This is a genomic window from Parasphingorhabdus sp. W113 (assembly GCF_055693205.1).
In genome coordinates this window covers 276,176-301,584 of the sequence record NZ_CM146328.1, presented here as the reverse complement: position 1 = coordinate 301,584, position 25,409 = coordinate 276,176, and the positions used below count along the sequence as shown (strand labels likewise).

Genomic DNA, 25,409 nt, shown 5'->3' with positions numbered 1-25,409 from the left:
ACAATGAAAGCAACAATCTGGCACAACCCCAAATGCGGGACATCCCGCAAAACCCTGGCTATTCTTCAGGAAACCCCTGGCGTTGAAGTGACGGTGGAAGAATATCTCAAAAACCCGCCCAGCCGTGCCAAGCTGGAACAGCTCTACCGCGATGCTGGCATCACCCCGCAAGAGGGCCTAAGGGTGCGCGGGTCTCCTGCTGAAGAATTGGGGCTGACCAAACCGAGTGCCACGGCGGACCAGATTCTGGATGCCATGGCGACCGAACCGATTTTGATCGAGCGACCGCTTGTCGAAACCGATAATGGCGTACGGTTGTGCCGGCCACAGGATCGGGTGCACGAGATACTCTGACCACCTGAGTTGCGGGCGGTCGGTTCCTTATTCTGTCCACCGGGTGCGTTCATGGCCGTCATTGCAATTTACAGTCTTAAGGGCGGCGTCGGCAAAAGCTGCACCGCCGTCAATCTGGCCTGGAACAGCGCCATCAAATCCGCGCGCCGGACGCTGGTCTGGGATCTCGATCCCCAGGGCGCGGCCTCGTTCATGCTCAATGGCGACCGCCACAAGAAAGACCGCGCCCGGGCGATGATCGCCGGCGATATCAAACCGTCGAAACTGATCAAGCCGACGACGATCGAGAATGTCGATCTGCTGGCTGCCGATGTGTCGCTGCGCGGGCTTGATCGGCTGTTTTTCGAAATTAACAAGCGCAAATATCTCGGCAAGATATTGCGCGAGCTGCGCAAGGATTATGACCGCATCATCCTCGATTGCCCGCCAGGGCTGACCGAGACCAGCGAACAGGTGCTGCGCAATGCCGATGTCGTGATCGTACCGGTCATTCCCTCGCCGCTATCGGAACGCGCGCTGAAAGATGTCCAGATGTTTCTCGATTCCACCGGCCGCAAACATGCGCCGCTATTGCCGGTCTATAATATGGTCGATCGTCGCCGGACGATTCACAAGAACACGCTGGCCAAACATCCGAAATGGCCAACCATTCCGATGTCGAGCGACGTCGAGCGAATGACGCAATTCAAGATTCCGGTGGGCGAACTGGCGGCGCGCGGACCGGCGGCGGCGGCCTATGCCAAATTGTGGCGTGGAATCGAGAAGAAGCTGACCCGCTAGGGCCGCTTAGGCGGCACGGCCGTCAATCTGGTCGAGTTCGGGACTATAATCCTTGAACAGGTCTAGCGCATCAGCAGCGATCATCGGGCGACCGAAATAATAGCCCTGGATCTTGCTGCAACCCAGCTTCTGGATCATCTTGACCTCTTCTTCGGTCTCGGCGCCCTCTGCGGTCGTTGCCATGCCTAGGCTGTCAGCCATCGCGACGACGGCGCGAATGATCGCGAGGCTTTCCGGAACCTTCTTGGCGGCGCCCTGCACAAAGCTGCGATCCACCTTGATCGTGGTGAAGCGGGTTTTGCGCAGATAGCCGAGCGAAGAATAGCCGGTGCCAAAGTCATCCAGCGAGAGATTGATGCCCAGCGCAATAATCTGGTCGAGCACCTGTGCCGCGCCCGTGCCTTCCCGCATGAAAATGCTCTCGGTCACTTCGATTTCGAGCCGGTGCGCCGGCAATTCGCTGTCCTGCAAAGCCGACACCACCATGTCGAGGAAATTGGAATCGGTCAGCTGGTCGGCTGAAACATTGACCGCGACCTTGATGGTCGACGGCCATTTCATCGCTTCCTTGCAGGCGGTGCGCATGACCCATTCGCCAATCGGCACAATCAGCCGGGCATCTTCAGCCAGCGGCACAAATTTGGCTGGCGAAACCACCCCAAATTCGGGATTGGTCCAGCGCAACAGGGCTTCGAATCCCATCACGCCGCCAGTGTCAGCGCTGACCACCGGCTGATAGTTGATCGAGAATTCGTCATTGTCGAGCGCCTTGCGCAAGGCAATTTCCATCACCCGGCGTTCTTCGGCATGGACATGCAGCTTCGGCTCATACTGATTATGGGCACCACCGCCCTGATCTTTCGACCGGTACAGCGCCAGATCCGCACTCCGCATCAGCATTTCAACCGTCCGGCCATCGCGCGGCCCGATCGCGGTGCCGACGCTGGCGCCAATATAGAGCGTGTGCTGATCAACCTCATAGGGCCGCGACAAGGTGTCGATGATTTTCTTGCCGAGCATATCCATATACTGGGAATCGCTGGCGTCCTTGATCACGATCGCAAATTCGTCGCCGCCGAGACGGCCGCACAGCTCATTCGCCGTCATGATCGACCGCAGACGCTCGGACACGCGCGCGAGCAAACGGTCACCGACCGGATGACCCAGCGTATCATTGACCGCCTTGAAGCGATCCAGATCGATCATCATGAAGCCGCAACGTCCGTTCCATTTGTCGGAATCCTGCATCGCCTTGCCCAGCGTTTCAGTGAGCTGGAGGCGGTTGGGCAATCCGGTCAACGTATCAAAGCGCGCCATGCGGGAAATCTTGTCGGCTGATTCGCGCTGCTCGGTGACATCGGATCCGACGCCGCGAAAGCCATGAAAAATGCCGTTTTCGTCCAGCTTCGGAGAGGCCGACAATTCCCACCAGCGGGTTTCGTCATTGATCAACACCGGAACCAGCATATTGCTGAAACTGTCGCGGCGCTTCAATTTCTCCGCCAGCTCGTGCAAGGCGGGCGGGAATTTCCCGGAATCCCAGGCCTGGCCTGCGACCAGCTGCAGAAACGGACGGGTTTCGATTTCTTCGGCGCTTTTGCCAACCGCATGCGCAAAACGCGGCGACACATGGGTCAGCCGGCGCGAGGTATCGGTCTGCCACAGCCAGTCGGCGCCGGTATCCTCAAACTCGCGCAGCAGCAGGCTGACGACTTCCTTTTTCTCGTTGAGATTCGCCTCGGCAATCTTGCGGTCGACAAAGGACCGGCCATTCATCAGGCAGGCGGCGATCAGCAGGATGGTGATCGCGATCGACGCCATCGTCATCTGGAAGCTGTCAAACATGTACCAGCCGTAAACCGAGGACGCCCCGCACAGGCCGATGAACACGATACTCGACAGCGGCACCGCCGACAGCAGCATGGCAGACCCGACCATCAGACAGAGAATCAACGCCCAGATGCCGATCATCGCCGACAGGTCGGTCGTTGAGCCGAACATCACCATGGCAAAAGACCAGAGCAATCCCCCGCAGGCGGACGTCAGCACGACCTCCGCATTTTCCCGCAGCGACACGGATTTGCGTTCCCAGATCGCTTCCTTGCGGGCCTTGACGTAGTTATAAACGTAGAGACCGACCAGCGCGATCGTCCAGGCCGCGAGAATAAACCCGTTCACTTTCCCGATGCTGAATTGCACTGCCAGAATACCGCAGACGATACAGGCGATCATCTTCAGAAACCCGTTCTGATGCATGCCTTCAAATTGCAGCACGCGAATACGGCCCCAGTCCATACCCTCGGGATCCTTGATCCCAAGCAATACGCTCAGAGGAATTTCATGCGGCAAGCCGGATTGTGATACTTTTTCTTCCACGCCCTCCCCATACGGAGAAAGTCTTAGCGAAAGGTAAGCGGCCAGCTGTTTTTTACCATTTATGGTTAATCCGAATTAACCTTTGTTTATGCAGCAATTGCATAAGGTTGGATATCACCGGACAAATAGAGATTGCGTGCTTTCGCGCGACTCAACTTGCCCGAGCTGGTCCGCGGCAAGGTCCGTGGTGGCACCAGTTCGATCACGCAATTCATGCCGGTGATCGCCCGCACCTTCTCGCGAATTTCGTCCCGCAGACGCAACCGTTCGGTGTCATCGGAGGTCCGGCACTGCACCAGCACCGCCGGGGTTTCATCGCCGCCTGGCGTAGTGATCGCAAAGGCCGCGATATCGCCCGCCTTGAACCCGGGCAATTGCTCCACCGCCCATTCGATATCCTGGGGCCAGTGATTCTTGCCGTTGATGATGATCATGTCCTTGGCGCGGCCGACAATATAGAGATAGCCGTCCGACAAATAGCCCATGTCGCCGGTATCCAGCCAGCCGTCGACCAGACAGGCCGCCGTGGCTTCGGGGTCGCGATAATAGCAGTCCATCACCGACGGGCTGTTCATCCATACCTTGCCAACCGCTTTTTCCGGCAGGACCGTGCCATCTTCTTCGCGAATCTGGAGCAAGGTGTCGCGCACCGGCTTGCCGCAATTCACAATCGCCCGATAACGCTTGGGGCGGCTGCCATCGGCCTGTTTCTCGCCCGCCAGTTCGGTTTCCTCGACCAGCTCGACTTCCATGCCTTCGCCCGGTGGCATCAGGGTCACCGCGAGCGTCGCCTCGGCGAGCCCGTAGCTCGGCAGAAACGCCTTGGGGTCAAATTTGGCCGGTGCAAAGGCGTCGGTAAAGCGCTGCATCACATCGGGGCGGATCATGTCCGCGCCATTGCCGGCGAGCCGCCAGCGGGACAGGTCAAACCGCTCGGCGACATTGGACTGGCTGCCAATCCGGCGGGCACAGATTTCATAACCAAAGGTCGGCGAAAAGCTGCAGGAGCTGCCTTTGTTGCGGGAAATCAGATCGAGCCATGACAGGGGCCGCCGCGCAAAATCCGAGGTTTTGAGATAGTCGGTCGAAACCTGGTTGCAGACCATCGAGATGAAACAGCCGACCAGTCCCATGTCGTGATAAAAAGGCAGCCACGAAATGCAGCGATCCTCTTCATTCACCAGCATGCCGTGGGAATGCGAACCGACATTGTGGAGCAAGGCCTTGTGCGAAACCGCTACACCATGCGGGAAGCGGGTCGAGCCGCTCGAATATTGCAGATAGGCAATGTCGCTGCTCTGCGCTTTCGGCAATGCGCAATCCGGTTCATCGCGCTCGGCAAATTTGTCCCAGCCGAAAACCGGAATGTCCCGGGACTGGCCAGCCGACGCCGCCAGCTCTTCGATTTCATCGGGATAGAGCATGATCGCTGGATCACAGCTGTCCAGTTGCACGCCAATCTGCTCGATATAGCTTTCCTTGCCGCCGAAAGAGGTCGGCAATGGCAGCGGCACTGGCAGCGCGCCGGCATAGACGGCACCAAAGAACAGCGCGCCAAATTGCGGCTCGGTATCCGCGATCAACGCAACCCGGTCGCCCGGCTTGATACCGAAGCCGATCAGCCGCTTCGCCGCAGCCAGCGCGTCGGTACGCAATTCACTGAACGGGTAGACCCGCACCAAAGAGGCGCGCGCGTCATGAAAGTTGAACCCGCGCTGGCCCTGAGCGGCATAGTCAAGGGCATCGCCCAGCGTCTCGAAATCCGCAAAGCGGCGGGGCAAACTATCGGCGGTAGGGGTGGGTGTGAGCTCAGTCATAAAAATCCAATCTTTGAAAGGTCCAGCCTTTTCAATCCGTAATTTCTGTCAGACAGACGCCAATTTCTGCTCATTCCGGCGTCATTTGCCTTGCTCCAAGTCTCTTGGTTGTAACTGGCGTTTAAATTTCGGCTCTACTGTGGCACAAAAAGGGCAACCCAACCGGATGAAGGTCAAAGCGTTGAAAAATAGCGGTAAGCCGTTGAACGAAAAGAGCCTGCAGGAGCTCGCTTTGCGCTATGTCAGCCGCTACGCCACGACGCGCCACAAATTAAAATCCTATCTTTTCCGTAAATTAAGAGAACGCACCTGGGCAGAAGATGACCCGGCACCGGTGGAAGAGATGGTCGAACGCTTTGCCGAGCTGGGCTATATTGACGACGCGCTCTATGCCAACCAGAAAGCAGCCGCGCTGACTCGCCGGGGCTATGGCAAAAGACGCGTTTCCCAAGCGCTGCACCAGTCCGGCATTGGCGAAGATGACGGCGCTGGCGCACTCGATCTGAGCGAACAAAGCAAATGGGATGCGGCCGAGACCTTTGCCCAGAAAAAGGCGATCGGCCCGTTTGCTGCGGAATTGGCCGATCGCGACAAGCAACAGAAACAGCTTCAGGCGTTCCTGCGCGCCGGTCACAGCTATGATGTTGCGTCGCGATTTGTCTTTGCCAAGCCGGGCGAAGAAATAGCAGTCGATTTCTGACAGATTCTTCCAAATATTGGAACAGTTTGAGCCAGCGCCCTGCAGTGACCTCAAGAATCGCCAGTTTACAAATAATATGTTATAAGACCGATATTCGAGTCCCTGTTTCTTAATCCCCCGGGCTCAAGCATAGTTTTCGGAGATGCGTTGTGGCCAGTTTATATGCGGAAACCGATCAGGCAGAAGACGCTGAAACCACTGATTTTGGTGCGGCGTCCGCTGTAACTGACAAGCCGGTTTTGACCACCAAGGGCCATGTCAAATGGTTCGATTCCCACCGTGGCTTCGGGTTCATCATTCCCGAGCAAACGGATGACGTTGATATGCCGTCGCAAAAGGGACAGGATATCCTGGTCCACTGGACGGTGCTGGAGCCGCTCGGCCATCGTGACTTGCCGGAAATGGCGGTCGTGACCTGCGAATATGTCGCGGCGGCGAAGGGCCTGCAGGCGACCAAGATCCTCGACATCGATATTTCCAATTGCGAGCAGCTGGTCCACAAGCCCGCGCCCGAAGTCAAACGCAAGTCCATGCATGTGGTTGATGATGATTCCGCCTTTGTCGACGCCGAAGTCAAATGGTTCAATCGCGCCAAGGGCTATGGGTTTCTGATCGTCGACGATATTGATGGCGACATTTTCCTCCACATGGAAACATTGCGCAACGCCGGGATTGGCGAAATTGTTCCGGGCCAGCATTTGCGCGCCCGGATCGATGCCGGCGAACGCGGCCATATGGCCGTGCAAATCAGCCACCCTTCGGCCTAACAGCAAAGATTTTTCCATAATGGTGCTATTTGCAAACCAGAATCGGGGGCCCGCGCTGCTGGCTGCCACGATCCTTCTGACCGCCTGCCAGATGCCCGTCGGCGACACCGCCAATGGCCGGACCTTGGAGACATCCCAGTCCGGCGATCAGCGTTCGGAGGCGGGATTGCGCATTGTTCCGCTGACCATCGCCTCCGCTGGCGAAACCCATGCGTTCCGCGTCGAGCTGGCCGAAACCCAGGAGCAACAGGCCCAGGGCTTGATGTTTCGCACCGAACTGGCCCCAGACGCCGGTATGATTTTCCCTTTTGCCGAGGATCGCATGGCCAATTTCTGGATGAAGAATACGGTCATACCACTGGATATCATCTTTGTCCGGCGGGACGGCACGATCGAGTCGATTGCCGCAAACACGGTCCCTTATTCGCTCGCCCCGGTCCGATCGGGTGAACCGGTGGCTGCAGTTCTCGAGCTGGCCGGCGGACGTGCGGCAGAACTGAGGCTTGCCCCGGGAGATCAGGTGGCATGGCAGGAATGACGCCGGCTGCGATGAACAGAGCGTCTTGCGGCATTTTTTGTTTGCGAATTGCCCACAGCAGACGCTAAGCGATCAGCCATGGGACTTTTAGGCAAAATTTTCACATGGTGGGATGGGGCAACCATCGGCACCAGCTTGTATAGCGCACGCAATGGCGAGGCCGTTGGCGAAGATATTTTTGGCAATAAATATTACCAGTCGAAAAAGGCCGAAGCTGGCCAGAAACGCCGGTGGGTCATTTATGCCGGCGCCAATGACGCCAGCCTGGTGCCGCCCGAGTGGCACGGCTGGCTCCACAAAAGCTATGATGAAGTCCCTGAAAGCCATTTGCCGCAACCGCGCATCTGGGAACAGGAACCGACCGGCAATCTGACCGGAACCGCAAAAGCCTATCGTCCGGCGGGTGCCCTGGAATCGGGCGGCGTGCGCGCGGCTGCGACGGGCGACTATGAACCATGGAATCCGGCCGAGGCGGAATGATCGCCCGCTTCGTTCCTTCGGTTCGTTCCGCGCCAACTGCACAGCTCCGGCTTTTGCCGGTGCTTGCCGGCGCGCTGTTATTGACCGGTTGCGGACTGTTTGGCAGCGATGAACTGGATACCGAAAATACCGGCCAGCCCGCGGAAAAAGCCGAAGTCGCAGCAACCAATGACGATCTTGTCCAACCCGTGACCGATCAAATCGGCACACCCATGTCGGACCGGGTCGCCACTTTGGGCTTTCTCAACAAACGCAACGGCCTGACCCGCGACCTCGAGCTGAAACCGGGCCAGTCGATCCGCATCGGCCGCGCCATTGTGCGCCTGCGCGCCTGTGAACGGACCGCGCCATGGGAACTGACCCCCGAACAGGGCGCTTTTGTCCAGTTGCTGGTCAATGATCGCCCGGCCACCCGGCAAGGTGATGATCAGTGGCGTAAAGTATTTTCCGGCTGGCTGTTCCGCGAATCGCCTTCGCTAAACGTGGTCGAGCACCCGATCTACGATGTCTGGGTCAAAAGCTGCGCGATGAGTTTCCCGGGCGAGGAAAATCCGCCCCAAGATTCTGCCGATCCGACCGCACCGCGCGCCTCTTCCTCACCGGTTGCCAGCAGCACATCCAGCGACGCGAATGAGGGCGCGACCAGCTCTGACGAGGGGCCGGCTCCAGCGCCCGTACCGGTACCTGCTCCGGCCCCGGTTCCGACGGTCCCCGCGCCAGCGCCTGAATCAGACGACCCGATCGGCGATCTGATTGCCGAGAATGCCGGCGAAGGATAAGTCTGGGGATAAGTGCCGGGAAAACTCTGGGGATGGCTTTGGGGATAATGCTGGGCCGCGTGCAAACGCTCGAGATATTCGCTCTGGTCAATCTCGATGGCACCGAGCGACGCGAGATGATCGGTCATGAACTGACAATCCAGCACCGAAAAACCACCGACGATCAGCCGCGCCACCAGCCAGGCCAGAGCCACTTTCGACGCATCGCGGGCGCGCGAGAACATGCTTTCACCGCAGAAAGCGCCGCCAATTTCCACGCCATATAGACCGCCTGCCAATCTGCGCTTGCCATCCGGGTCGGTCGTCCAGCATTCCACGCTATGGGCCCGGCCTCGGCGATGCAGGATCGCAAAAGCGTCCTCTATTTCGCGGTTGATCCAGGTCTCCTGGCGATCCGCTGCGGCCTCGGCGCAATGGGCAATGACCGACTGGAATGCAGTATCCGTAGTGACTTCAAACCGGTCCGACCGGATCGTCTTGCGCAGCGAGCGCGACAGGCGAAAACCATCGAGCGGCAGAATTGCACGGGTTTTGGGTTCGACCCAAAAGGTTTCCGGATCGTCGCGCGCATCGGCCATGGGGAAAATACCCGATGCATAAGCTTTTAGCAGCAGATCAATATTGATCGCCACGCACCACCTCGTTCAGCAAATTCTTGGCCTCATTCGCGACTCGCTCTGCGACATTCATATATTCATCGGCAAAACCGGCGCCCGAGCGCCAGGCCAGACCGACGCTCCGCGACGCGGTCCAGCCGTCGACCTGTAGTCGCGCGATATCGCCGCCATGCCCGAGTTCTGATCGCACGTAGAGCGCCGGCAGGATGGCGAGGCCAAGCCCCGATGCAACCATTTGACGGACGCTGTCGAGGCTGGTGCCTTCATAGTCCTGCAACAGGTTCATGCCATGTTGCCGGCATTGTTCCGCGACATCGCGGTGCAAATGGTGGCGGCGATCCAGGCTCAGCACCGGCACACCATAGAGATCATCCTTGGTCAGGTCGCTGCGCGTTGCCAGCGGGTGATCGGGGGTGCCACCAGAATGAGCGGTTCCCGAAACAAAGGTTCAATGGTCAGATTCTCGCCCTCGATCGGCAACGGCCCGAGCAGCATGTCGATCGATCCCTTGACCAGTTCCATCGCCTGGAGATCGGGAATGCCTTCGCGCATATAAAAGCGCAGATCTGGCTGATCCTTGTGAAGCGCGGCAATGACCGGCGGCATCAAATAGGGGCCCAATGTGGGCGAAACCCCAAAACGCAGCGTCCCCGCCAGACTCTCGCTGGCGCGTTCGGCAAGGTCGCGGATATCCTTCACCTCGACCAGCACCCGCCGGGCCCGCTCGGCAATTTCGCGGCCGATCGGGGACAGTTCAGCGCCGTGGGTCCGCCGCTCCACCAGCGTCACGCCCAGCCGCGCCTCGAGCGCGCGCAACTGGTGACTCAAAGTCGGTTGTGATGCCCCGGCGGCTTGCGCTGCGCGGCCGAAATGGCGATGGTCGGCAACCGCCACAAGATATTGAAACTGGCGCAATGTTGGCATGATCTCACCTTTTGTTTAATAGACGTTATCTATTGACAATTCAATTTTCATTCGATTGGAAGTATCACCGAAAAGCTGCAATATCAAGCTCAAGCGAAGCAAGAGGAAAGAAAAGCAGACAGATGGCAAAAAATAATTTGAGTCTTCCTGTTCGCCGATACCGATCATTTCTCCAGCCAGACCGGCCCAGAGGGACAATCGGCGCTCTTCTCTAGCAGCGCACTTCTCACCCCCCGACCTAGGGGCAGCAGTTTCCCTCTTTCTACTGCTGCCCCTTTTTATATATACCGCCTTCTCCATCCATAATGAAAAGAAACCCATATGGTCGTCAAAGTCCGCACCGCCCTTCAGGAATTTATCGCCCGGGAAACCAGTGCGGGGATCGTCCTGTTCATCGCCGCCGTGTTGGCGATGATCGCTGTCAACAGCGCGTTCAGTCCCTATTATGCGGCCTTTCTGCAAATTCCGGTGGTGGTGCAATTTGGCGCCCTGGAAATTGCCAAGCCGCTGTCGCTGTGGATCAACGATGGCCTGATGGCGATTTTCTTCTTTCTCGTCGGACTCGAGGTCAAGCGAGAGGTGGTCGAAGGCCAATTGTCCAGTATCGACAAGTCCGCCCTGCCCGCCATCGCCGCCGTCGGCGGAATGGCCATTCCGGCGCTGGTTTTTGTCTATTTCAACTGGGGCAGTCCCGAAAATCTCAACGGCTGGGCAATCCCCGCCGCCACCGACATTGCCTTTGCCCTCGGCGTTCTCGCCCTGCTCGGCAAACATGCGCCGGTGTCGCTCAAAATCCTGCTGCTCGCGATTGCGATTATCGATGATATCGGCGCGATCATCATCATTGCGCTGTTCTACACCGCCAATGTCTCGACCCTTTCGCTCGGCCTCGCCGGCGTTGGCATGGTCGCGCTGTTCCTGCTCAACCGCTTTGGGGTGGTGCGGATTGCGCCTTATGTCCTGGTCGGCACATTTCTCTGGATCTGTGTGCTCAAATCCGGTGTCCACGCGACGCTGGCCGGCGTGATCGCCGCGCTTGCGATCCCGCTCAATGCCAAGGACGGCACCTCGCCGCTCAAGCATCTCGAGCATATCCTGCACCCGTGGACCGCCTTCATGGTGTTGCCGATCTTCGCCTTCGCCAATGCCGGCGTCTCGTTTGCCGGCCTGCAGATCAGCGACCTGTTCGCCCCGCTGGCCCTCGGCATCGCCGCCGGCCTGGTGGTTGGAAAACAGATCGGTGTGTTCGGCTTCATGTTCGTCGCCGCCCAGTTCCGCCTGGTCAAGCGACCGGAAGGCGTATCATGGCTGCAGCTCTACGGGCTGGCCTGTCTCACCGGCATCGGCTTTACCATGAGCCTGTTCATCGGCAATCTCGCCTTTGTCGACGCGGACCAGATTGAAACGGTGAAGCTCGGCGTGATCAGCGGGTCGTTGATATCCGGACTGCTCGGCTTCCTGATCCTGCGCTTTGCCGGGGAAGCCGTTCATCCGTGACCAATCCGTCCGGCGAACCGGCGATGAGCTGAGGGACCTGATTTAGATGCTCGGCCAGCGCGCAATTATGCTACGGCAGTCGCGCATGACGCGGTCTCTTTATCTTGTCGGCGGGCTCACCGCCCTGGCCCTGGGCGCCATTGGTATCGTCCTGCCGCTGCTCCCGACAGTGCCGTTCGTAATCCTCGCCGCCTTCTGCTTTGCCCGCAGCAGTCCGCGGCTGGAAGCCTGGCTGCTCGATCATCCGGTCTTTGGCCCGCATATTCTGAACTGGCGCCAACGCCGGGCGATTACCCGCAAGGGCAAACGCGCCGCGCTTTTCGCCTTTGCAGCCAGCGCTATCATTGCGTTGCTATTCGTCAAGCTGCCATGGAGTCTGATCCCGGTTGCGGCCGCACTGATCGGCGGCACCTGGATATGGACACGCAACGAACCCGACGCGGGCCCGGCACCCGCCGATGCGGTTTCAGAGGATGGCGAGTCTCCGCATAAAGAATAGTATGATCCTGGCCCGATTTTGATATTCTCCAGCCAGATATGGAGAGAAAAATGTCGCGGGAAAAATTACTCGAAATGACGCGTTCGCTGGTCGAACATGGCAAGGATGACACGATGGAACTGGTCGACAATGTCGTCGCCGTGCCGTCCTCCGATTATACCGATGAGCAGCGGTTTGAAGAGGAAAAGGAACGCATCTTCAAACGCTTGCCATTGATGGTCGCCCCGTCCTGTGAATTGCCGGAACCCGGCTGTTACAAGGCGATGGACATTGCCGGCATTCCGGTTCTGGTCACCCGGCAGAAAGACGGCAGCGCCCAGGCCTTTCTCAACAGCTGCACCCATCGCGGCAATCCGGTCGCACAGGGCAGCGGCAAGGCCTCGCGCTTTACCTGCGGCTATCATGGCTGGACGTTCAAAAATAATGGCGACCTGCTCGCGGTCGCCTCGCCCAAGGATTTCGGCACGGTCGACAAGGCGGCTTTCTGCCTCAAGAAATTCCCGACACTGGAGCGCGCGGGCCTGATCTGGGCGACATTGGATCTCGACAGCAGCCTCGACATCGAAGCCTATCTGTGCGGCTATGACAATCTGCTCGAGCATTTTGGTTTCAAGACATGGCATCTGTTCGACCAGCGCACGATCCCGGGTCCGAACTGGAAAACCGCCTATGACGGCTATCTCGACTTTTACCATCTCCCCGTGCTGCACAAGGACACGTTCGGGGCCGACTTTTTCAACCGCGCCAATTATTTCGCCTGGGGTCCGCACCAGCGGCTCGCTTCGCCGTCGAAATTTGTCCAGAAGACCGGCAGCGACGAACAGCTCGACCTGACCGAGACCGACGAAAAGGACTGGCCGATTGATGCGTTGCTGCAGGGCGTGTGGACGATCTTCCCGCATATCTCGATCGCGAGCTTTTATGGCGGCGGCGGACGCGGGGCGATGATCTCGCAGCTCTTCCCGGGCAAGACGGTGGGCGAAAGCTTTACCACGCAATTTTATGTGATGGAGCATGAACCCACCGACGAAGCCGTGCGCCAGGGCGCGCATGAGCAATTTGCCTTTCTCGAAACCGTGGTTGCCGAAGAAGACTATAAGACCGGTAAGCGCCAGCATGAATCGCTGCAATCGGGCATGCTCGACAAGGTCTGGTTCGGCCGCAACGAGGGCGGCGGACAGGTGTTCCATCAATGGGTCGATCGCCTGATCAAGGCCGACGACGCCGAACTGGACGCGATGTTCGCGCCGCAGCTGGAGGCTGCCGAATAAAGCGGGGGAGGATTCTTTATTGGACCTCAAGCGCCGGGCGCGGGGAGTCTTTTTGGAACCTCAGGCGCCGGGCGGCGACATCCGTCGCCTTGGCTATCCTCGCACAAGCTCGGGCGCGCGGTGGCGCTTGCCGACGCGATGCGTCGGATTGGTGCCCGGCTTGAAGCCATACAACCGAGCGCAGCGAGGCAAGGCCGACCGGCCGCCGCGCCTACTGGCGCGATAGCCAAGGCGACGGATGTCGCCGCCCGGCGCCTGAGGTTAAATAAAAGAATCCCGGCGCTTGAGGCCCAAAAAAGACTCTACACCCTCACGCGTTCCGGAAATCGCGGCTGGGCGGTAGCGCCTGTTCCCATTTGGGGCGTTCCGTGCGCAGCTTTTCGAGCATTTTTTCCCAATAGGCGTCGGTCTTGCCCTTGAACTGGATATTGAAATCCTCGGCGGTACGAAATTCCAGTATTTCGACGCCCGGCTCTCCGATCGTGTAGGTATAGGGCGTTTCGGCGGGCAGGAAAAACCCGTCGCCGGGCCCCATTTCCTCGGTGCCCATGCGGATATCGCCGGCGACAATATAATAGAGGCAATCGCTGTCATGGCTGTGGAGCGGCAAGGGATAGCCGGGCTTGAACCAGAAATGATGCAGCGAAAAACCAAAGCCGCTAAACAGGCAGGTGCCCTTATAGCCGTCGGCGACGCCGGCTTCGCCCATTTTCGTCAGGCCGCTTAGAATGACATCGGCCTCGTCGACGTAGGACATATGGCCGGCATCATCAAAGTCCTGCGCATCCGCCTTTCGGAAAATGCGCAGGACTTTTAGAGGTTCGGGCTTTTCCCGGGCGCTGTCACCATGTGTCATGTCGTTCTCCAGACCAGATTGGAGAAGGGCATAGCATGGTCATGGCATCCGGCAAAAGACTCCGCGATGCCCGATCAGTCTTCGAGCGGCTCCGGCATCGGGTAGCGGGCGATGTAGCGATCCAGAACCGCAGGGTTAAGCAGGTTCTTGAACGCACAGCCCAGACCGAGATGGCTGTGGCGAACCACTTCCGCCTCCAGCGCTCCGAGACCAGGCAAAGTCAGCCAGCACCGGGTGCCGGGATGAATTTGCAACAACGCATCGCAGGCAAAACCGGCCAGCGACATGTCGGTAACCACAACCGCAAAGCTGGTTGATCCGGAAAAGCGCATGCGCGCAGGGATCAGCAGCTCGTGTCGTGGGGCGCAGCGGTCTTCTTCCGCTGCTTCGGCGTAATGCACGAAATTGGGTGTTTGAAACGATTCTTTGGTAAGTAGTTGTGTCATATTAAGCTCCTAAGTCATGGCGCCCCCGCCGATACAGAGTTCCCCCCGAAAACAACGCCTCGGAAAACAACTCCTAGGAAACTGCATCGACATCCGCTTTTCACATGCGCGGGTAAACCAGCTGTTCGTCCGTGGGGTAAACAGGGATTCGGAGGAAATTAACCATATTGACCAAAGCCAAACCCAGCGGCAGCCTGCAGAATCCCGCTTGCCCTTCGCGCCACATGGGGTTAATGGGCGCGAGTTGATATGATCACGACCATCATGATCTGTCGCGCGTAGGAGTGTAGCTCAGTTGGTAGAGCATCGGTCTCCAAAACCGAGGGCCCACGGTTCGAGTCCGTGCACTCCTGCCATTTTCTTCCCAGTTTGGCGGTTCCATCATGACCCAGTTTATTTCCGCAATCTCTCTGGTTGTGCCGGACTATGATCAGGCGATTGCCTTTTATGTCGGCCTCATGGGCTTTGATCTGATCGAAGATACCGAATTGTCCGAGGACAAACGCTGGGTGCTGGTGGCCCCGGCGGGCAGCACCGAAACGCGGATATTGCTGGCCAGAGCCAGCGACGAGGCGCAGGAAAAGGTCATTGGCGAACAAGCCGGTGGCCGGGTGTTCCTGTTCCTCGAGACCTATGATTTTGACACTGACTTTGCGCTGATGGAACGGGCCGGGATCGACATTATCGAGGAACCCCGGATCGAACCCTATGGCAAGGTCGCCGTGTTCCGCGATCCCTTTGGCAATAAATGGGATCTCATCGAGCGCCATTAAGCGCGATAAAGCGAGTCGATCCGGTCGGCGGAAACGCGGGCCAAGCAATGCCGTAGCATCACCAGCGAAAATTGCACAAAGCCTGATTTTCTGCCATAAACAGGTCATGGAAACACAGCAAAAACCACCCCTATCCACCGATGAACTCACGCCTTTTCTCGGCGGTCGCAGCTTCGACGAGGTTTGGCAGGAATATGACGCGCAAGGCTATGTCATTTTCCCGTCGATCATGCCGCCCGACGCGCTGCAGGCGCAGCGCGCGGCACTCGCGCCCTGGATCGCCGCAGACGTCCGGGGCCGCAATGTGTTCGAGGGTGTCGAATCCAACCGCATCTATGCGATGCTCGGCAAGGATCCGCTTTTTGCCGATCTGATCACCCATCCGCTGCAGCTCGCCTTTGCCGAGCGCGAACTGGGCCGGTCCTGCCTGCTGTCCGCCTGTCTCGCGATCAACCTGCATCCTGGAGAAACCGTCCAGCCCTGGCATATGGACGATGACCATTGCCGCCAGCCGCTGCCGCGCAAGGCGCTGGGCGTCAGCACGTTCTGGACGATTGATCCGATGACCGAAACCAATGGCGCGACGGAAGTCATCCCCGGCAGCCACAAATGGAGCAAGGTTGAACTGGACGGCACCAACTCTCTTTCCGACTTTTTCACCACGGACAGCGACGATCAGGATCATGACCCCGGCGCCCATCCCGAAGCGGTCAAGGCAATCATGCCCGCGGGCTCGTTGATGATCGCCAAAGGCAATCTGTGGCATCGCGGCGGTGCCAACCGATCGGACGAATCCCGGATGATCGTGACACCACAATATTGTCCCGGCTGGATGCGGCCGCTCGAGACCATGTTGCTGGCCGTGCCCCCGGAGAAAGCGGCCCGGCTGCCGAAGCGGGCGCAGGAGCTTCTGGGCTATTCGATCCATGAACCGTTTATGGGCTATGTCGACGGCATGCATCCGAACCGCGCGATACCGGCTTAAACCGCACTCTGCTCTTGCGGAATCGGGAATCACGGGTTAAGGGGCTGGTTCTTTCCGAAATCATGCATATATCCGAACACAGTCCGCAGACTGACACCCGGAGTTTATGCGGAAGCCGGGAAACGAAAACAGGAATTGAGACATGGCGAAAGTCAATCCAGGCGAATTTATGCGGCAGGTCCGCGCGGAAAACAGCAAAGTGGTCTGGCCCACCTGGCCCGACACGGTGCGCACCGCGATCATGGTCTTGATCATGACGACGATATTGGCGCTGTTCTTCCTCGCCATTGATTCGGTTTTTAACGGTGTTGTTGGCTGGCTGCTTGGTCTCGCCAAGGGCGGCTAAACCCGCTGCGACTTTTTTGGGATTAGATTAAAATATGGCACGCTGGTATATTATTCACGCTTATTCGGGCTTTGAACACAAGGTCAAGGAAGCCATTGAGGCGGATGCCAAGCGTCTGGGCCTGACCCAGCTGGTCGAAGAAATCGAAGTCCCGACCGAGACCATTACGGAAGTCCGGCGCGGCAAGAAAGTGCAGTCGGAGCGGAAATTCTTCCCCGGCTATGTGCTCGCCAAGCTCGACATGAACGATGACGTCTATCACTTGGTGAAAGACCAGCCAAAAGTCACTGGCTTCCTTGGCACATCGAAACCGCAACCGATTAGCGAAGCCGAAGCCGCGCGGATCCTGAACACCAAGGAAGAAGCCGCCAACGCGCCGAAACAGCGGATTACCGTCAATTACGAAATTGGCGACCAGATCAAGGTGCTTGATGGTCCGTTTGCGAGCTTCAACGGTATCGTCGAAGAACTCGACTTCGAGAAGAACCGGGTCAAGGTTTCGGTTTCAATCTTCGGCCGCGCGACACCGGTCGAACTCGATTTCGAACAGGTCGAAGTCGCGAAATAGAATTTGGTGGCTTGCCACCGGATAAACCCCAGCGGCTTTGAGCCGCTGGATCACCACTGCGGGAGGCCAGTCTTCGGGCTCGCTGTTTGACCGCTTAATTTGAGGATCCCCAGACCCGCTCATTCCGAGCTTGTCACAGATCCGACAGAATGAAAGGACAGCCAAATGGCTAAGAAAATTGATGGCTATATCAATTTGCAAGTGCCCGCCGGCATTGCAAACCCATCCCCGCCGATCGGCCCAGCATTGGGTCAGCGCGGCGTCAACATCATGGAATTCTGTAAAGCGTTTAACGCGGCTACAGACAAGATGGAAAAAGGCGCTCCGATCCCGACGAAAATCACCGTTTTCGCCGATCGCAGCTTCACCTTCGAAACCAAGAGCCCGCCAGCCAGCTATTTCATCAAGAAAATTGCCAAGCTGAAAAAAGGTTCGAGCGAGCCAGGCAAGGTCTCGGGCGGCACGATCAAGACATCGCAGCTGAAGGAAATTGCTGAACTGAAAATGGCTGATCTCAACGCCAATGACGTTGATCAGGCCGTAAAAATCATCGCCGGCAGCGCCCGTTCGATGGGTATCGACGTGGTGGAGGGATAAGACATGGCCAAACTCACCAAACGCGCGAAAGCGGCAAATGAAGCCATCGATCGCGAAAAGCTCTATGGCATTGACGAAGCAATCAAGACCATCAAGGGCCTGGCGTCCAAGTCTAAATTTGACGAAACGCTCGATATCGCCATCAACCTCGGTGTTGACCCCCGCCACGCGGACCAGATGGTGCGCGGCGTGATCAGTCTGCCAGCCGGTACGGGCAAGGAAACCCGTGTGGCTGTCTTTGCCAAGGACGCGAAAGCGGACGAAGCCAAGGAAGCCGGCGCCGATGTGGTTGGCGCGGAAGATCTGATGGAAGCGATGCAGGGCGGCGATCTCAACTATGATCGCATCATTGCAACGCCAGACATGATGGGCGTCGTCGGCCGTCTCGGCAAGGTTCTCGGTCCGAAAGGCCTGATGCCAAACCCGAAACTCGGCACCGTCACCCCGAATGTTGGCCAGGCGGTCAAGGACGCCAAGGGCGGACAGATTGAATATCGCGTGGAAAAAGCCGGTATCATTCACAATGGCATTGGCAAGACCAGCTTCAAGGAAGCCGATCTGCGCAAGAATTTCGATGCGCTCGTCAACGCGGTGGTCAGAGCGAAGCCGACCGGCGCCAAGGGCCGCTATGTCAAGAAGATTGGCCTGAGCTCGACCATGGGCCCCGGTCTCAAAATTGACCTGAGCGAGATTGAAGGCGCGTAACCGCTTTCCGTTCCAACCAATAGTGAAAAAGGCCGGGCTGATCCCCGGCCTTTTTTGTGGGTGCCTTGTTTATGGGTGGCGTTTATGCGTGGCTGCCGTTCCGTCCCGATGCGACCGACGGGAACACCGCAGGCCAAAAAAAGGCCGGGATTGCTCCCGGCCCTCTTTATTGATTTGTGGTCAATCAGGCGTAGCTAACTTTCACATTAGCTTTGCGCTGACGGCGCATCGCACCGCCAATGGCACCAAAACCGAAGATCATGAACGCCCAGGTCGCTGGTTCCGGAACCGGAGCCGTGGAAGACAGCTCGATAAAGCCGGCGCCGCCGTCGAAGGGCGAGTCAGCAACGATGCCGGTGACATCATAGGAACCTGCTCCGAGCTCATAAAAAGCGCGCGAATAGAGACCACCATCAAAAGCGGCATCCGGATCACTCGTTTCAGGACCGGTTCCCGGTGTCGAGGTCAGGCCTTGCACAACGCCGTTGATCGTCAACTGAAAGACATCGCCATAAAGAAAAGCGTCAGTAATCTTCAGATAGGCGGTATCGGTGAGGACAAAATCATAATCGTCGCTCAATGCGCTGCCAGAATCATCAAAGGTGAACCGTTCCCAGCCGCCGTCAACGACAAGCGTCAACGCTTGTGCCGGTGTGGCGGATAGAGCTGCAACAGCAGCGGCGGATAATGCTAGGGCTTTCAATTTCATGGTCACTCCTCTTTTGCCGAGACTATACGGCGAATATCATTTGGTGCGACCCGAATTGAGCTGTGCTTTAGCATAAATGATCCCGGCTTTCATAGACTGTTAACCATAATTTTTTTGGCATCCGGATCCGCCTGAAAAACCCGCTTCGGTGCTGGCTATCGGCAGTATGTGCTTGACATCGCGCGGCCATGCGCTAGAGGCAGCGTCACAAATTGTGACTCCGCCAAGGAATCGCAATTTCCGTCCGAGACAGCCGGTGAGAGGAATTTGCCTCTCTTAATTTCCAGCCTAGACGGGGATCAGTTTTTTCGTGCGGCAACGCACGGGTTGGCAGCCAGCTTCTTACAGCCCGGCCAGACAACCAAAACCCCCTTCGGATTATACAGAACTGACTTCGGTTGGTTCTTTCGCTCGTCCCGCCGAACCGGTTTCGGCGTGGCGAAATTTGGAATCGGATACTGGTTTCGGCCGGTATCCTCGTGAAGGAGCAAAATATGGATCGTGGTCAAAAGACCGAAGCCGTTGCTGCGCTGAACGCGACTTTCAAGGAGGCCGGGGTTGTCGTGGTGACACGCAATCTGGGTCTGTCCGTGGCTCAATCTACCGAGCTGCGCGGAAAGATGCGGGAAGCAGGTGCGAGCTTCAAAGTCTCGAAAAACCGCCTTGCCAAGCGGGCTCTGGAAGGAACCGACTATGCCCCGATAGCAGATCTGCTGTCTGGTCCGGTCGCACTTGCCACATCGGATGATCCGGTGGCGGCTGCGAAAATCGCGGTCGAATTCGCAAAAACCAATGATCTCCTGGAGATTGTCGGCGGCGCGATGGGTGATACCCTTCTTGACGAAGCAGGCGTTAAATCGCTGGCCTCCATGCCTTCTCTTGATGAACTTCGCGGTACGATTGTTGGTCTGCTTGTTGCGCCACAAACGAAAATCGCACGGATTGTCAAGGAACCAGCTGGAGCCCTTGCACGCGTAGTCGGCGCTTATGCCGCCTCGGGTGAATGATTACCGAACTTAATTGATTAGAAATTTGGAGTATATTGAAAATGGCTGATATTGCTAAATTGGTTGAAGAACTGTCGAAACTCACCGTGATGGAAGCGGCTGAACTGTCCAAGGCTCTGGAAGAAGAGTGGGGCGTATCTGCTGCTGCTGCTGTTGCTGTAGCTGGCCCAGCTGCTGGTGGCGGCGAAGCGGCTGCTGAAGAGAAAGACGAATTTGACGTCATTCTGACCGGCGACGGCGGCAAGAAAATCCAGGTGATTAAAGAAGTCCGTGCGATCACCGCGCTTGGCCTGACCGATGCGAAAGCTCTGGTCGAAGGCGCGCCTAAGGCGATCAAGGAAGGCGTCAACAAAGCCGAAGCCGAAGAGATCAAGACCAAGATCGAAGCAGCTGGCGGTACCGTTGAGCTGAAGTAATGGCATGGTCATCATGCTGAACCCGGTTCAGGATGATGACAAGGCTTGCAGAATAAGGGCGGTCTCCCAAGCGGAGGCCGCCTTTTTCTATGGCAGCGTTACGACCAGCCGCAAGCCAACCGAATCCCGGCCGGGATTTTGCACACTGTTGAAAATCTTGCCGTGGCTGAGATGCACCCAGCTGGCTTCCAGGTCGATCGTCTCGGACAGCTGCACGCCGACCGACAATTCCGGCTCAAAGACAATCCGCGATCCCAATTGGGTCTGCGAACGGTCAGGCCCGACAGAGAAGTCCGGGCCGTCATGGATCGCCAGCCCGATCGCCGGACGCAGATAGACCCGGTCGCCGATTTTCCACGACAGACCGGCCGCAGCAAAGCTGGTATCGCCGGACAGATTGCCCGACAGCAATAGATAAGGCGAAGGCTTGCCGATGAACGCCAGCGCCTCAATCCGTTCCCCGCGATAGCCGAGCTGGATATCGACACCCTGTTCATCATTATTCGCCGCCAGCGGCCGTATCTCCTGATGCGCCGCGACACCGACAAACAGCTCGTCCGCCAGCGCCGGCTGGCTGGTGATCAGCACCAGCGCCGCCAGACATCGTGCCAGCAATCGCGCCGGAAATCGCGCCAGAAATCGAAAATACAAAATGCGGCTCCCCCGTCTGGTTCAGTCGACTGGCACCATCCGCACCGGCATGGCTGTAAAGCCGTGCAGAAACGGACTGGCCAGTCTGGTCGCAGGCTCTACCGGCTCAATCCTAATATTTCGTGCCAATATCTCCTCGAACAACACCGCGAGCTGTATCTCGGCGAGCCGCGCGCCGACACAGCGATGGACACCATGGCCGAACGCGACATGCCGCCGGGCGTTTTCGCGCGTGATGTCAAAGCTATCAGGGTCGGCAAACACGGTTTCATCGCGATTGGCCGAAATATACCACAGGATCACCTTGTCGCCCTTTTTGAGCTGTTGACCGCCGAGCTTCGTATCCCGGGTACAGGTCCGGCGCATGTGGGTGACGGGCGATTGCCAGCGGATGATTTCCTGGGCTGCATTGGCCACCAGCGACGGGTCGCCGCGCAGCTTGTCAAATTGCGCGGGGAACAGATGGCAGGCCTGGACAAAGCCGCTCATGCTGTTGCGCGTCGTATCATTGCCGCCGACGATCAGCAGCGCGATATTGGCGAGCCGCTCGAGCGCCGGCATGTCCCCCATCGCCTCGCTGTGCACGATGCGGGAGAACAAATCGTCTGCTGGCGGCGCGGCCCGGCGGGCTTCGAACAACTGATCGAAGCGGGCGAGCATCTGGAACATCTGCTCGAAAAATTTCTCGCGCCGTTCCTCGCTCTGGTCCGGCGACACTTCGCTGGCCCAGTCCGACCAGCGTTTCAGATCATGGCGCTCTTCCCAGGGGAAATCGAACAGCACACAGAGCATGCCGATGGTCAGTTTGACCGAAACCGCTTCGACCCAGTCAAATGTGTCACCCATCGGCAGGTCGTCGAAAAGCTCTTTGGTACGCTGGCGAATCTCGGCCTCGCGGCGCTTCATTTCGCTGGGGTTAAATGCCGGCTGAACCACTTTCCGCTGGGCCGTATGCTTGGGCCGGTCCATCGCGATGAAATTGGGAAATTCATTCTCATCGACACTGTCGACAATCGTGATCCCGCCAATTTCCGATGCCGAGGAATAGGTGTCGGGATCGGCCTCGACTTGCTGCACCAGATCGAGCGTCACGACCGACCAATAGGGACCATAAGGGCTGTCCTCCCGGTAACTGACCGGACTCTCTCGGCGCAGCGCGGCAAAAGGCGCCTGCCAGCGGTCCTCGACATAGAGCGCCGCATCACTGACATCAACCGGCGTCAAGGCGCGGGCTTCCCGGGTTTCGCTGACCGTCATCTTGCTCTCCTCTTTACAGACACGATAACCTAATCCGATTGAATGACAATGCGCGACCCAATTGACTTGCATCGGAGTGGCCTTATCAAGAGGCGAGATCAAATGGGGACGCATCATGACCGACAATCAAGACCTGATCGCCCTCGTCCGGACTATCCTTGACTATCCTAAACCGGGCATAGAGTTCCGCGACGTTTCCACCTTGTTGCTGGACGGTCCGGCGTTCCGCAAGACGATCGACCGGATGATCGCGCTGGTCGATCCGGACAGGTTCGATCTGATTGCCGGAATAGAAGCGCGCGGGTTTATCGTGTCCTCGGCCATGTCCTATGCTCTGGAAAAGGGCAAAGTCATGCTGCGCAAGCCCGGCAAGCTGCCCGGCCAGTCGGTCCGTATCGACTATGCGCTTGAATATGGCACCGACCAGATCGAGATGCATGTCGACGCGATCCAGCCGGGGCAACGGGTTCTGCTGGTCGATGATCTGATTGCCACCGGCGGCACCGCGATGGCCGGCGCGGAATTGCTCCGCGGCCAGGGCGCGGTGGTCGACACCGCCTTGTTCATCGTCGATCTGCCCGATCTCGGCGGAGCCGAAAAACTGGCCGCTGCGGGCGTGGAACCCATGGCGCTGATGGCCTTTGCTGGCGACTGAACCGGTCATGGCTTCGATCCAACGCATCGCGATCATCACCGGCGTCCAGGACGAAGCCGATGCCTTTCTGCGCGATAAGCCAGCCGAACGTCTTGACAGCCCGTTTGGCCCCATCCGGCAACTGGCCTATCAGGACAAGCATATCGCGATCTGCTGTTCGGGCATTGGCAAGGTCCATGCCGGGGCTGCCGCGATGTTCCTGCACGCCGCGCAGCAGCCCGATCTGTTTCTGGTGATCGGGACCGCCGGACAGGTCAGCAAAATCCCCGGCGACTGTTTCTATCTTCAGCAATCGCTGCAAGCCGATTATGGCACGCTGGAGAAATTTGGCAGCCACGAGGGCTTTACTCACTATAATGCCGGCGCCTGGCCGATTGGACCGGCGGACTGGTCGCCGTTCGAAGCCCACCCGATGCCACCCGCGCTGAGCCTGCCGCTGGCGCGGATTGCGACCGCTGACTGTTTTGTGAAATGCCCGGATCGCTCTGGCTATTTGCGCGATGATCTCAAAACCGATCTGGTCGACATGGAGACCGCGGCGGTGGCGCAGATCGCTGCGAAACTGGGCACGCCCTGGGCCGGCATCAAGGCCGTAACCGATAGCGCAGACGGCAATAGTTCCGGTGATTTTCACACCAATCTCGCGGCGGCAGCACAGCGCGCCGCCGATGCCGCTGCGCGCATGATTGCGCTGCTTTAGGGCTGGCCGGTCGGCCGGATCATGATCTCGCCGACGCAGACCGAAGGCGGCTGGTTCAGCACATAGGCAATACCATTGGCGATATCTTCGGGTTCGAGAAATTCAAAGGTGAACCGATTGCCCATCATCTCGAGCACCGAGGGATCGGTAATGGTGGTGCCCAGTTCGGTCTTTACCCCGCCGGGAAACACCGTGGTCACCCGCACGCCATGGCTGGTCATTTCCTTGCGCAGCGTATCGCCCAGCGAGCGCACCCCCGCCTTGGTTGCGGAATAGACCGCGCTGGACGGAAATGTTTCGAGCGCGGCAATCGAGGATACAATCACGATATGACCATCCTTGCGGTCGATCATGTCCGGCAGCACCGCATGAATGCCGTGCAGCACGCCGCGCAGATTGACGTCGATCATCCGTTCCCAGTCATCGACCCGGCCTTTCTCGATCAGTGACACCGGCATGATCCCGGCATTGCTGACCAGCGCGTCAATCTGTCCGAAACGCTCCGCCGTGGCTTCCGCCAGCGCAACATGATCTGCGGGATTGCTGACATCGGTGGCGTGGCAGGCGCAATGCGCGCCCAGCTCTTCCGCCAGCGGCTCAAGCCGATCCATGCGCCGCGCGGCCAGCATGACATTATAGCCCGAGGCGACCAGCACCCTCGCCGTTGCTGCGCCGATTCCGCTGGATGCTCCGGTCACTATGGCTGTTTTCATGCTCCGCTTCCTTTTCCTGACTGACTTGCCCAGCCCAAGTCTTGATCAGCGGCCGCCAGAGAACAAGCGTCTTTTTGCTAGGCCGAGAAGAGACCGAGGCCGAGCATATGATCCCCATAGATCACCGCGTCGCGGACATCGAAGACAAAGGAAAACAGGATCACCAGCGTGATCCAGGCCGACCACAGGGCGTAAAAGGACCGCTCTTTGAAAAACGGCCGGTTTTTCAGCAGCAGAAACAGAGCCGGCGTCCAGAAGACCAGATGCACCAGCGCCACCAGTCCCGACAGTTTGACCAGGCCGAGCGCGGGAATCACAAAACGGCTGACCAGCAGGCCAAGCACAAAGCCGCCCACCACCCAGCGGGCTTCGATACGCTTCCACACGAACAGCAGTCCGAGGGCGAAGCTGCCGGCCATGATCGTCAACCAGGTCTGGACCCATTGCGGTGCCGCAGCCTGGCCTTCCGCGTTCCACAATTGCAGCGCGCTATGCCCTGCTTTGTAGCCGGTCGCGGCCTGCACCGCACTGCTCGCAGCCATAGCCGTCAGAACCAGGACCGGCATTGTCAGCCGGTATCCGGTGATCGGTAATTTCATCGCACGTCCCCTTCAGAGACGCTGTTT

The 25,409-nt window shown here is 58.3% G+C and carries 28 protein-coding genes, 1 tRNA gene and 3 pseudogenes; 21 read left to right on the top strand and 11 right to left on the bottom strand.

What is annotated here, in order from left to right; translation table 11 throughout:
- Positions 1–3: 3 nt before the first annotated feature.
- Both arsC and ACZ1GS_RS01350 read left to right on the top strand, forming a co-directional pair.
- Positions 4–354: an arsenate reductase (glutaredoxin) gene (gene arsC / locus ACZ1GS_RS01355; RefSeq protein ID WP_472696707.1), complete on the top strand. Its 351-nt coding sequence runs from the start codon at positions 4–6 to the stop codon at positions 352–354.
- Positions 355–405: 51 nt separating this feature from the next.
- Positions 406–1,134 carry a ParA family protein gene (locus ACZ1GS_RS01350; RefSeq protein ID WP_472696706.1) on the top strand — a complete coding sequence of 243 codons (729 nt, stop codon included), beginning with the start codon at positions 406–408 and terminating at the stop codon, positions 1,132–1,134.
- 6 nt (positions 1,135–1,140) lie between these two features.
- Here ACZ1GS_RS01350 and ACZ1GS_RS01345 read toward each other — a convergent pair whose 3' ends face one another.
- Together ACZ1GS_RS01345 and ACZ1GS_RS01340 are read right to left on the bottom strand one after the other, a co-directional pair.
- The gene (locus tag ACZ1GS_RS01345) at positions 1,141–3,510 is read right to left on the bottom strand and encodes a putative bifunctional diguanylate cyclase/phosphodiesterase (protein ID WP_472696705.1); all 2,370 of its coding nucleotides are present in this window, start codon (positions 3,508–3,510) and stop codon (positions 1,141–1,143) included.
- An 86-nt stretch (positions 3,511–3,596) separates the two neighbouring features.
- Positions 3,597–5,327 carry a fatty acyl-AMP ligase gene (locus tag ACZ1GS_RS01340; protein ID WP_472696704.1) on the bottom strand — a complete coding sequence of 577 codons (1,731 nt, stop codon included), beginning with the start codon at positions 5,325–5,327 and terminating at the stop codon, positions 3,597–3,599.
- A gap of 166 nt (positions 5,328–5,493) precedes the next feature.
- Between ACZ1GS_RS01340 and ACZ1GS_RS01335 the strand changes: the two genes are divergently transcribed.
- From ACZ1GS_RS01335 to ACZ1GS_RS01315, 5 genes and pseudogenes are all read left to right on the top strand, one after another.
- Positions 5,494–6,027 carry a regulatory protein RecX gene (locus ACZ1GS_RS01335; RefSeq protein WP_472696703.1) on the top strand — a complete coding sequence of 178 codons (534 nt, stop codon included), beginning with the start codon at positions 5,494–5,496 and terminating at the stop codon, positions 6,025–6,027.
- 149 nt (positions 6,028–6,176) lie between these two features.
- A complete protein-coding gene (locus tag ACZ1GS_RS01330) occupies positions 6,177–6,794 on the top strand; it encodes a cold-shock protein (protein ID WP_472696702.1) in 618 nt (205 codons plus the stop codon).
- 19 nt (positions 6,795–6,813) lie between these two features.
- Positions 6,814–7,332, top strand: a complete 519-nt coding sequence (locus tag ACZ1GS_RS01325; RefSeq protein ID WP_472696701.1) for a DUF192 domain-containing protein — start codon at positions 6,814–6,816, stop codon at positions 7,330–7,332.
- Positions 7,333–7,410: 78 nt separating this feature from the next.
- Complete coding sequence (locus tag ACZ1GS_RS01320; RefSeq protein WP_472696700.1) at positions 7,411–7,812, top strand: NADH:ubiquinone oxidoreductase subunit NDUFA12; 402 nt, start codon at positions 7,411–7,413, stop codon at positions 7,810–7,812.
- A pseudogene (locus tag ACZ1GS_RS01315) lies at positions 7,788–8,276 on the top strand (DUF2155 domain-containing protein); the annotation flags it as partial. The gene ACZ1GS_RS01320 and the pseudogene ACZ1GS_RS01315, both read left to right, overlap by 25 nt.
- A 35-nt stretch (positions 8,277–8,311) precedes the next feature.
- On the opposite strand, the gene aat reads toward ACZ1GS_RS01315, so the two are convergent.
- Both aat and ACZ1GS_RS01305 read right to left on the bottom strand, forming a co-directional pair.
- Positions 8,312–9,169, bottom strand: coding sequence for a leucyl/phenylalanyl-tRNA--protein transferase (gene aat, locus ACZ1GS_RS01310; protein ID WP_472698048.1), 858 nt, complete (start codon positions 9,167–9,169; stop codon positions 8,312–8,314).
- A 37-nt stretch (positions 9,170–9,206) separates the two neighbouring features.
- Positions 9,207–10,132, bottom strand: a pseudogene (locus ACZ1GS_RS01305) (hydrogen peroxide-inducible genes activator).
- 321 nt (positions 10,133–10,453) lie between these two features.
- Between ACZ1GS_RS01305 and nhaA the strand changes: the two are divergent.
- The 3 genes and pseudogenes from nhaA to ACZ1GS_RS01290 all read left to right on the top strand — a co-directional run bounded on the left by nhaA (position 10,454) and on the right by ACZ1GS_RS01290 (position 13,399).
- Positions 10,454–11,629, top strand: coding sequence for a Na+/H+ antiporter NhaA (nhaA, locus tag ACZ1GS_RS01300; protein ID WP_472696699.1), 1,176 nt, complete (start codon positions 10,454–10,456; stop codon positions 11,627–11,629).
- Between the two features lie 85 nt (positions 11,630–11,714).
- A pseudogene (locus ACZ1GS_RS01295) lies at positions 11,715–12,062 on the top strand (YbaN family protein); the annotation flags it as partial.
- A gap of 116 nt (positions 12,063–12,178) precedes the next feature.
- On the top strand, positions 12,179–13,399 hold the full coding sequence (locus ACZ1GS_RS01290) for an aromatic ring-hydroxylating oxygenase subunit alpha (protein WP_472696698.1): 1,221 nt from the start codon (positions 12,179–12,181) through the stop codon (positions 13,397–13,399).
- Between the two features lie 310 nt (positions 13,400–13,709).
- On the opposite strand, the gene ACZ1GS_RS01285 is transcribed toward ACZ1GS_RS01290, so the two are convergent.
- Both ACZ1GS_RS01285 and ACZ1GS_RS01280 read right to left on the bottom strand, forming a co-directional pair.
- Positions 13,710–14,255: a cupin domain-containing protein gene (locus ACZ1GS_RS01285; RefSeq protein ID WP_472696697.1), complete on the bottom strand. Its 546-nt coding sequence runs from the start codon at positions 14,253–14,255 to the stop codon at positions 13,710–13,712.
- A 74-nt stretch (positions 14,256–14,329) separates the two neighbouring features.
- Positions 14,330–14,701, bottom strand: coding sequence for a PilZ domain-containing protein (locus ACZ1GS_RS01280; RefSeq protein WP_472696696.1), 372 nt, complete (start codon positions 14,699–14,701; stop codon positions 14,330–14,332).
- 280 nt (positions 14,702–14,981) lie between these two features.
- On the opposite strand from ACZ1GS_RS01280, the gene ACZ1GS_RS01275 reads away from it, so the two are divergent.
- From ACZ1GS_RS01275 to rplA, 7 genes are all read left to right on the top strand, one after another.
- Positions 14,982–15,057: transfer RNA gene (locus ACZ1GS_RS01275), tRNA-Trp, on the top strand.
- Positions 15,058–15,084: 27 nt separating this feature from the next.
- Positions 15,085–15,474 carry a VOC family protein gene (locus ACZ1GS_RS01270; RefSeq protein ID WP_472696695.1) on the top strand — a complete coding sequence of 130 codons (390 nt, stop codon included), beginning with the start codon at positions 15,085–15,087 and terminating at the stop codon, positions 15,472–15,474.
- Between the two features lie 106 nt (positions 15,475–15,580).
- Complete coding sequence (locus ACZ1GS_RS01265; protein WP_472696694.1) at positions 15,581–16,459, top strand: phytanoyl-CoA dioxygenase family protein; 879 nt, start codon at positions 15,581–15,583, stop codon at positions 16,457–16,459.
- A 142-nt stretch (positions 16,460–16,601) separates the two neighbouring features.
- Positions 16,602–16,805 carry a preprotein translocase subunit SecE gene (secE, locus tag ACZ1GS_RS01260; RefSeq protein WP_109354996.1) on the top strand — a complete coding sequence of 68 codons (204 nt, stop codon included), beginning with the start codon at positions 16,602–16,604 and terminating at the stop codon, positions 16,803–16,805.
- 34 nt (positions 16,806–16,839) lie between these two features.
- Positions 16,840–17,373, top strand: coding sequence for a transcription termination/antitermination protein NusG (gene nusG, locus ACZ1GS_RS01255; RefSeq protein WP_472696693.1), 534 nt, complete (start codon positions 16,840–16,842; stop codon positions 17,371–17,373).
- Between the two features lie 165 nt (positions 17,374–17,538).
- Positions 17,539–17,970, top strand: coding sequence for a 50S ribosomal protein L11 (gene rplK, locus ACZ1GS_RS01250; protein ID WP_472696692.1), 432 nt, complete (start codon positions 17,539–17,541; stop codon positions 17,968–17,970).
- A 3-nt stretch (positions 17,971–17,973) separates the two neighbouring features.
- Complete coding sequence (gene rplA, locus ACZ1GS_RS01245) at positions 17,974–18,675, top strand: 50S ribosomal protein L1 (RefSeq protein ID WP_472696691.1); 702 nt, start codon at positions 17,974–17,976, stop codon at positions 18,673–18,675.
- A 184-nt stretch (positions 18,676–18,859) separates the two neighbouring features.
- Here rplA and ACZ1GS_RS01240 read toward each other — a convergent pair whose 3' ends face one another.
- The gene (locus tag ACZ1GS_RS01240) at positions 18,860–19,384 is read right to left on the bottom strand and encodes a PEPxxWA-CTERM sorting domain-containing protein (protein WP_472696690.1); all 525 of its coding nucleotides are present in this window, start codon (positions 19,382–19,384) and stop codon (positions 18,860–18,862) included.
- A 494-nt stretch (positions 19,385–19,878) separates the two neighbouring features.
- Here ACZ1GS_RS01240 and rplJ point away from each other — a divergent pair, with 494 nt between their 5' ends.
- Positions 19,879–20,391 carry a 50S ribosomal protein L10 gene (gene rplJ, locus ACZ1GS_RS01235; RefSeq protein ID WP_472696689.1) on the top strand — a complete coding sequence of 171 codons (513 nt, stop codon included), beginning with the start codon at positions 19,879–19,881 and terminating at the stop codon, positions 20,389–20,391.
- A gap of 41 nt (positions 20,392–20,432) precedes the next feature.
- Complete coding sequence (rplL, locus tag ACZ1GS_RS01230; RefSeq protein WP_108811330.1) at positions 20,433–20,807, top strand: 50S ribosomal protein L7/L12; 375 nt, start codon at positions 20,433–20,435, stop codon at positions 20,805–20,807.
- Positions 20,808–20,894: 87 nt separating this feature from the next.
- Here rplL and ACZ1GS_RS01225 read toward each other — a convergent pair whose 3' ends face one another.
- Positions 20,895–21,458, bottom strand: a complete 564-nt coding sequence (locus ACZ1GS_RS01225; protein ID WP_472696688.1) for an acyloxyacyl hydrolase — start codon at positions 21,456–21,458, stop codon at positions 20,895–20,897.
- A 21-nt stretch (positions 21,459–21,479) separates the two neighbouring features.
- Positions 21,480–22,715 carry a cytochrome P450 gene (locus ACZ1GS_RS01220; protein WP_472696687.1) on the bottom strand — a complete coding sequence of 412 codons (1,236 nt, stop codon included), beginning with the start codon at positions 22,713–22,715 and terminating at the stop codon, positions 21,480–21,482.
- A 115-nt stretch (positions 22,716–22,830) separates the two neighbouring features.
- Between ACZ1GS_RS01220 and ACZ1GS_RS01215 the strand changes: the two genes are divergently transcribed.
- A complete protein-coding gene (locus ACZ1GS_RS01215; protein ID WP_472696686.1) occupies positions 22,831–23,370 on the top strand; it encodes an adenine phosphoribosyltransferase in 540 nt (179 codons plus the stop codon).
- A 7-nt stretch (positions 23,371–23,377) separates the two neighbouring features.
- Entirely contained in the window at positions 23,378–24,070 is a 693-nt protein-coding gene (locus ACZ1GS_RS01210) for a 5'-methylthioadenosine/S-adenosylhomocysteine nucleosidase family protein (RefSeq protein ID WP_472696685.1), read from the top strand.
- On the opposite strand, the gene ACZ1GS_RS01205 is transcribed toward ACZ1GS_RS01210, so the two are convergent.
- On the bottom strand, positions 24,067–24,783 hold the full coding sequence (locus ACZ1GS_RS01205) for an SDR family oxidoreductase (RefSeq protein WP_472696684.1): 717 nt from the start codon (positions 24,781–24,783) through the stop codon (positions 24,067–24,069). The genes ACZ1GS_RS01210 and ACZ1GS_RS01205 overlap by 4 nt on opposite strands.
- 77 nt (positions 24,784–24,860) lie before the next feature.
- Positions 24,861–25,382 (bottom strand): hypothetical protein, encoded by a 522-nt coding sequence (locus ACZ1GS_RS01200; protein ID WP_472696683.1) that lies wholly within the window; start codon positions 25,380–25,382, stop codon positions 24,861–24,863.
- Between the last annotated feature and the right edge of the window lie 27 nt (positions 25,383–25,409).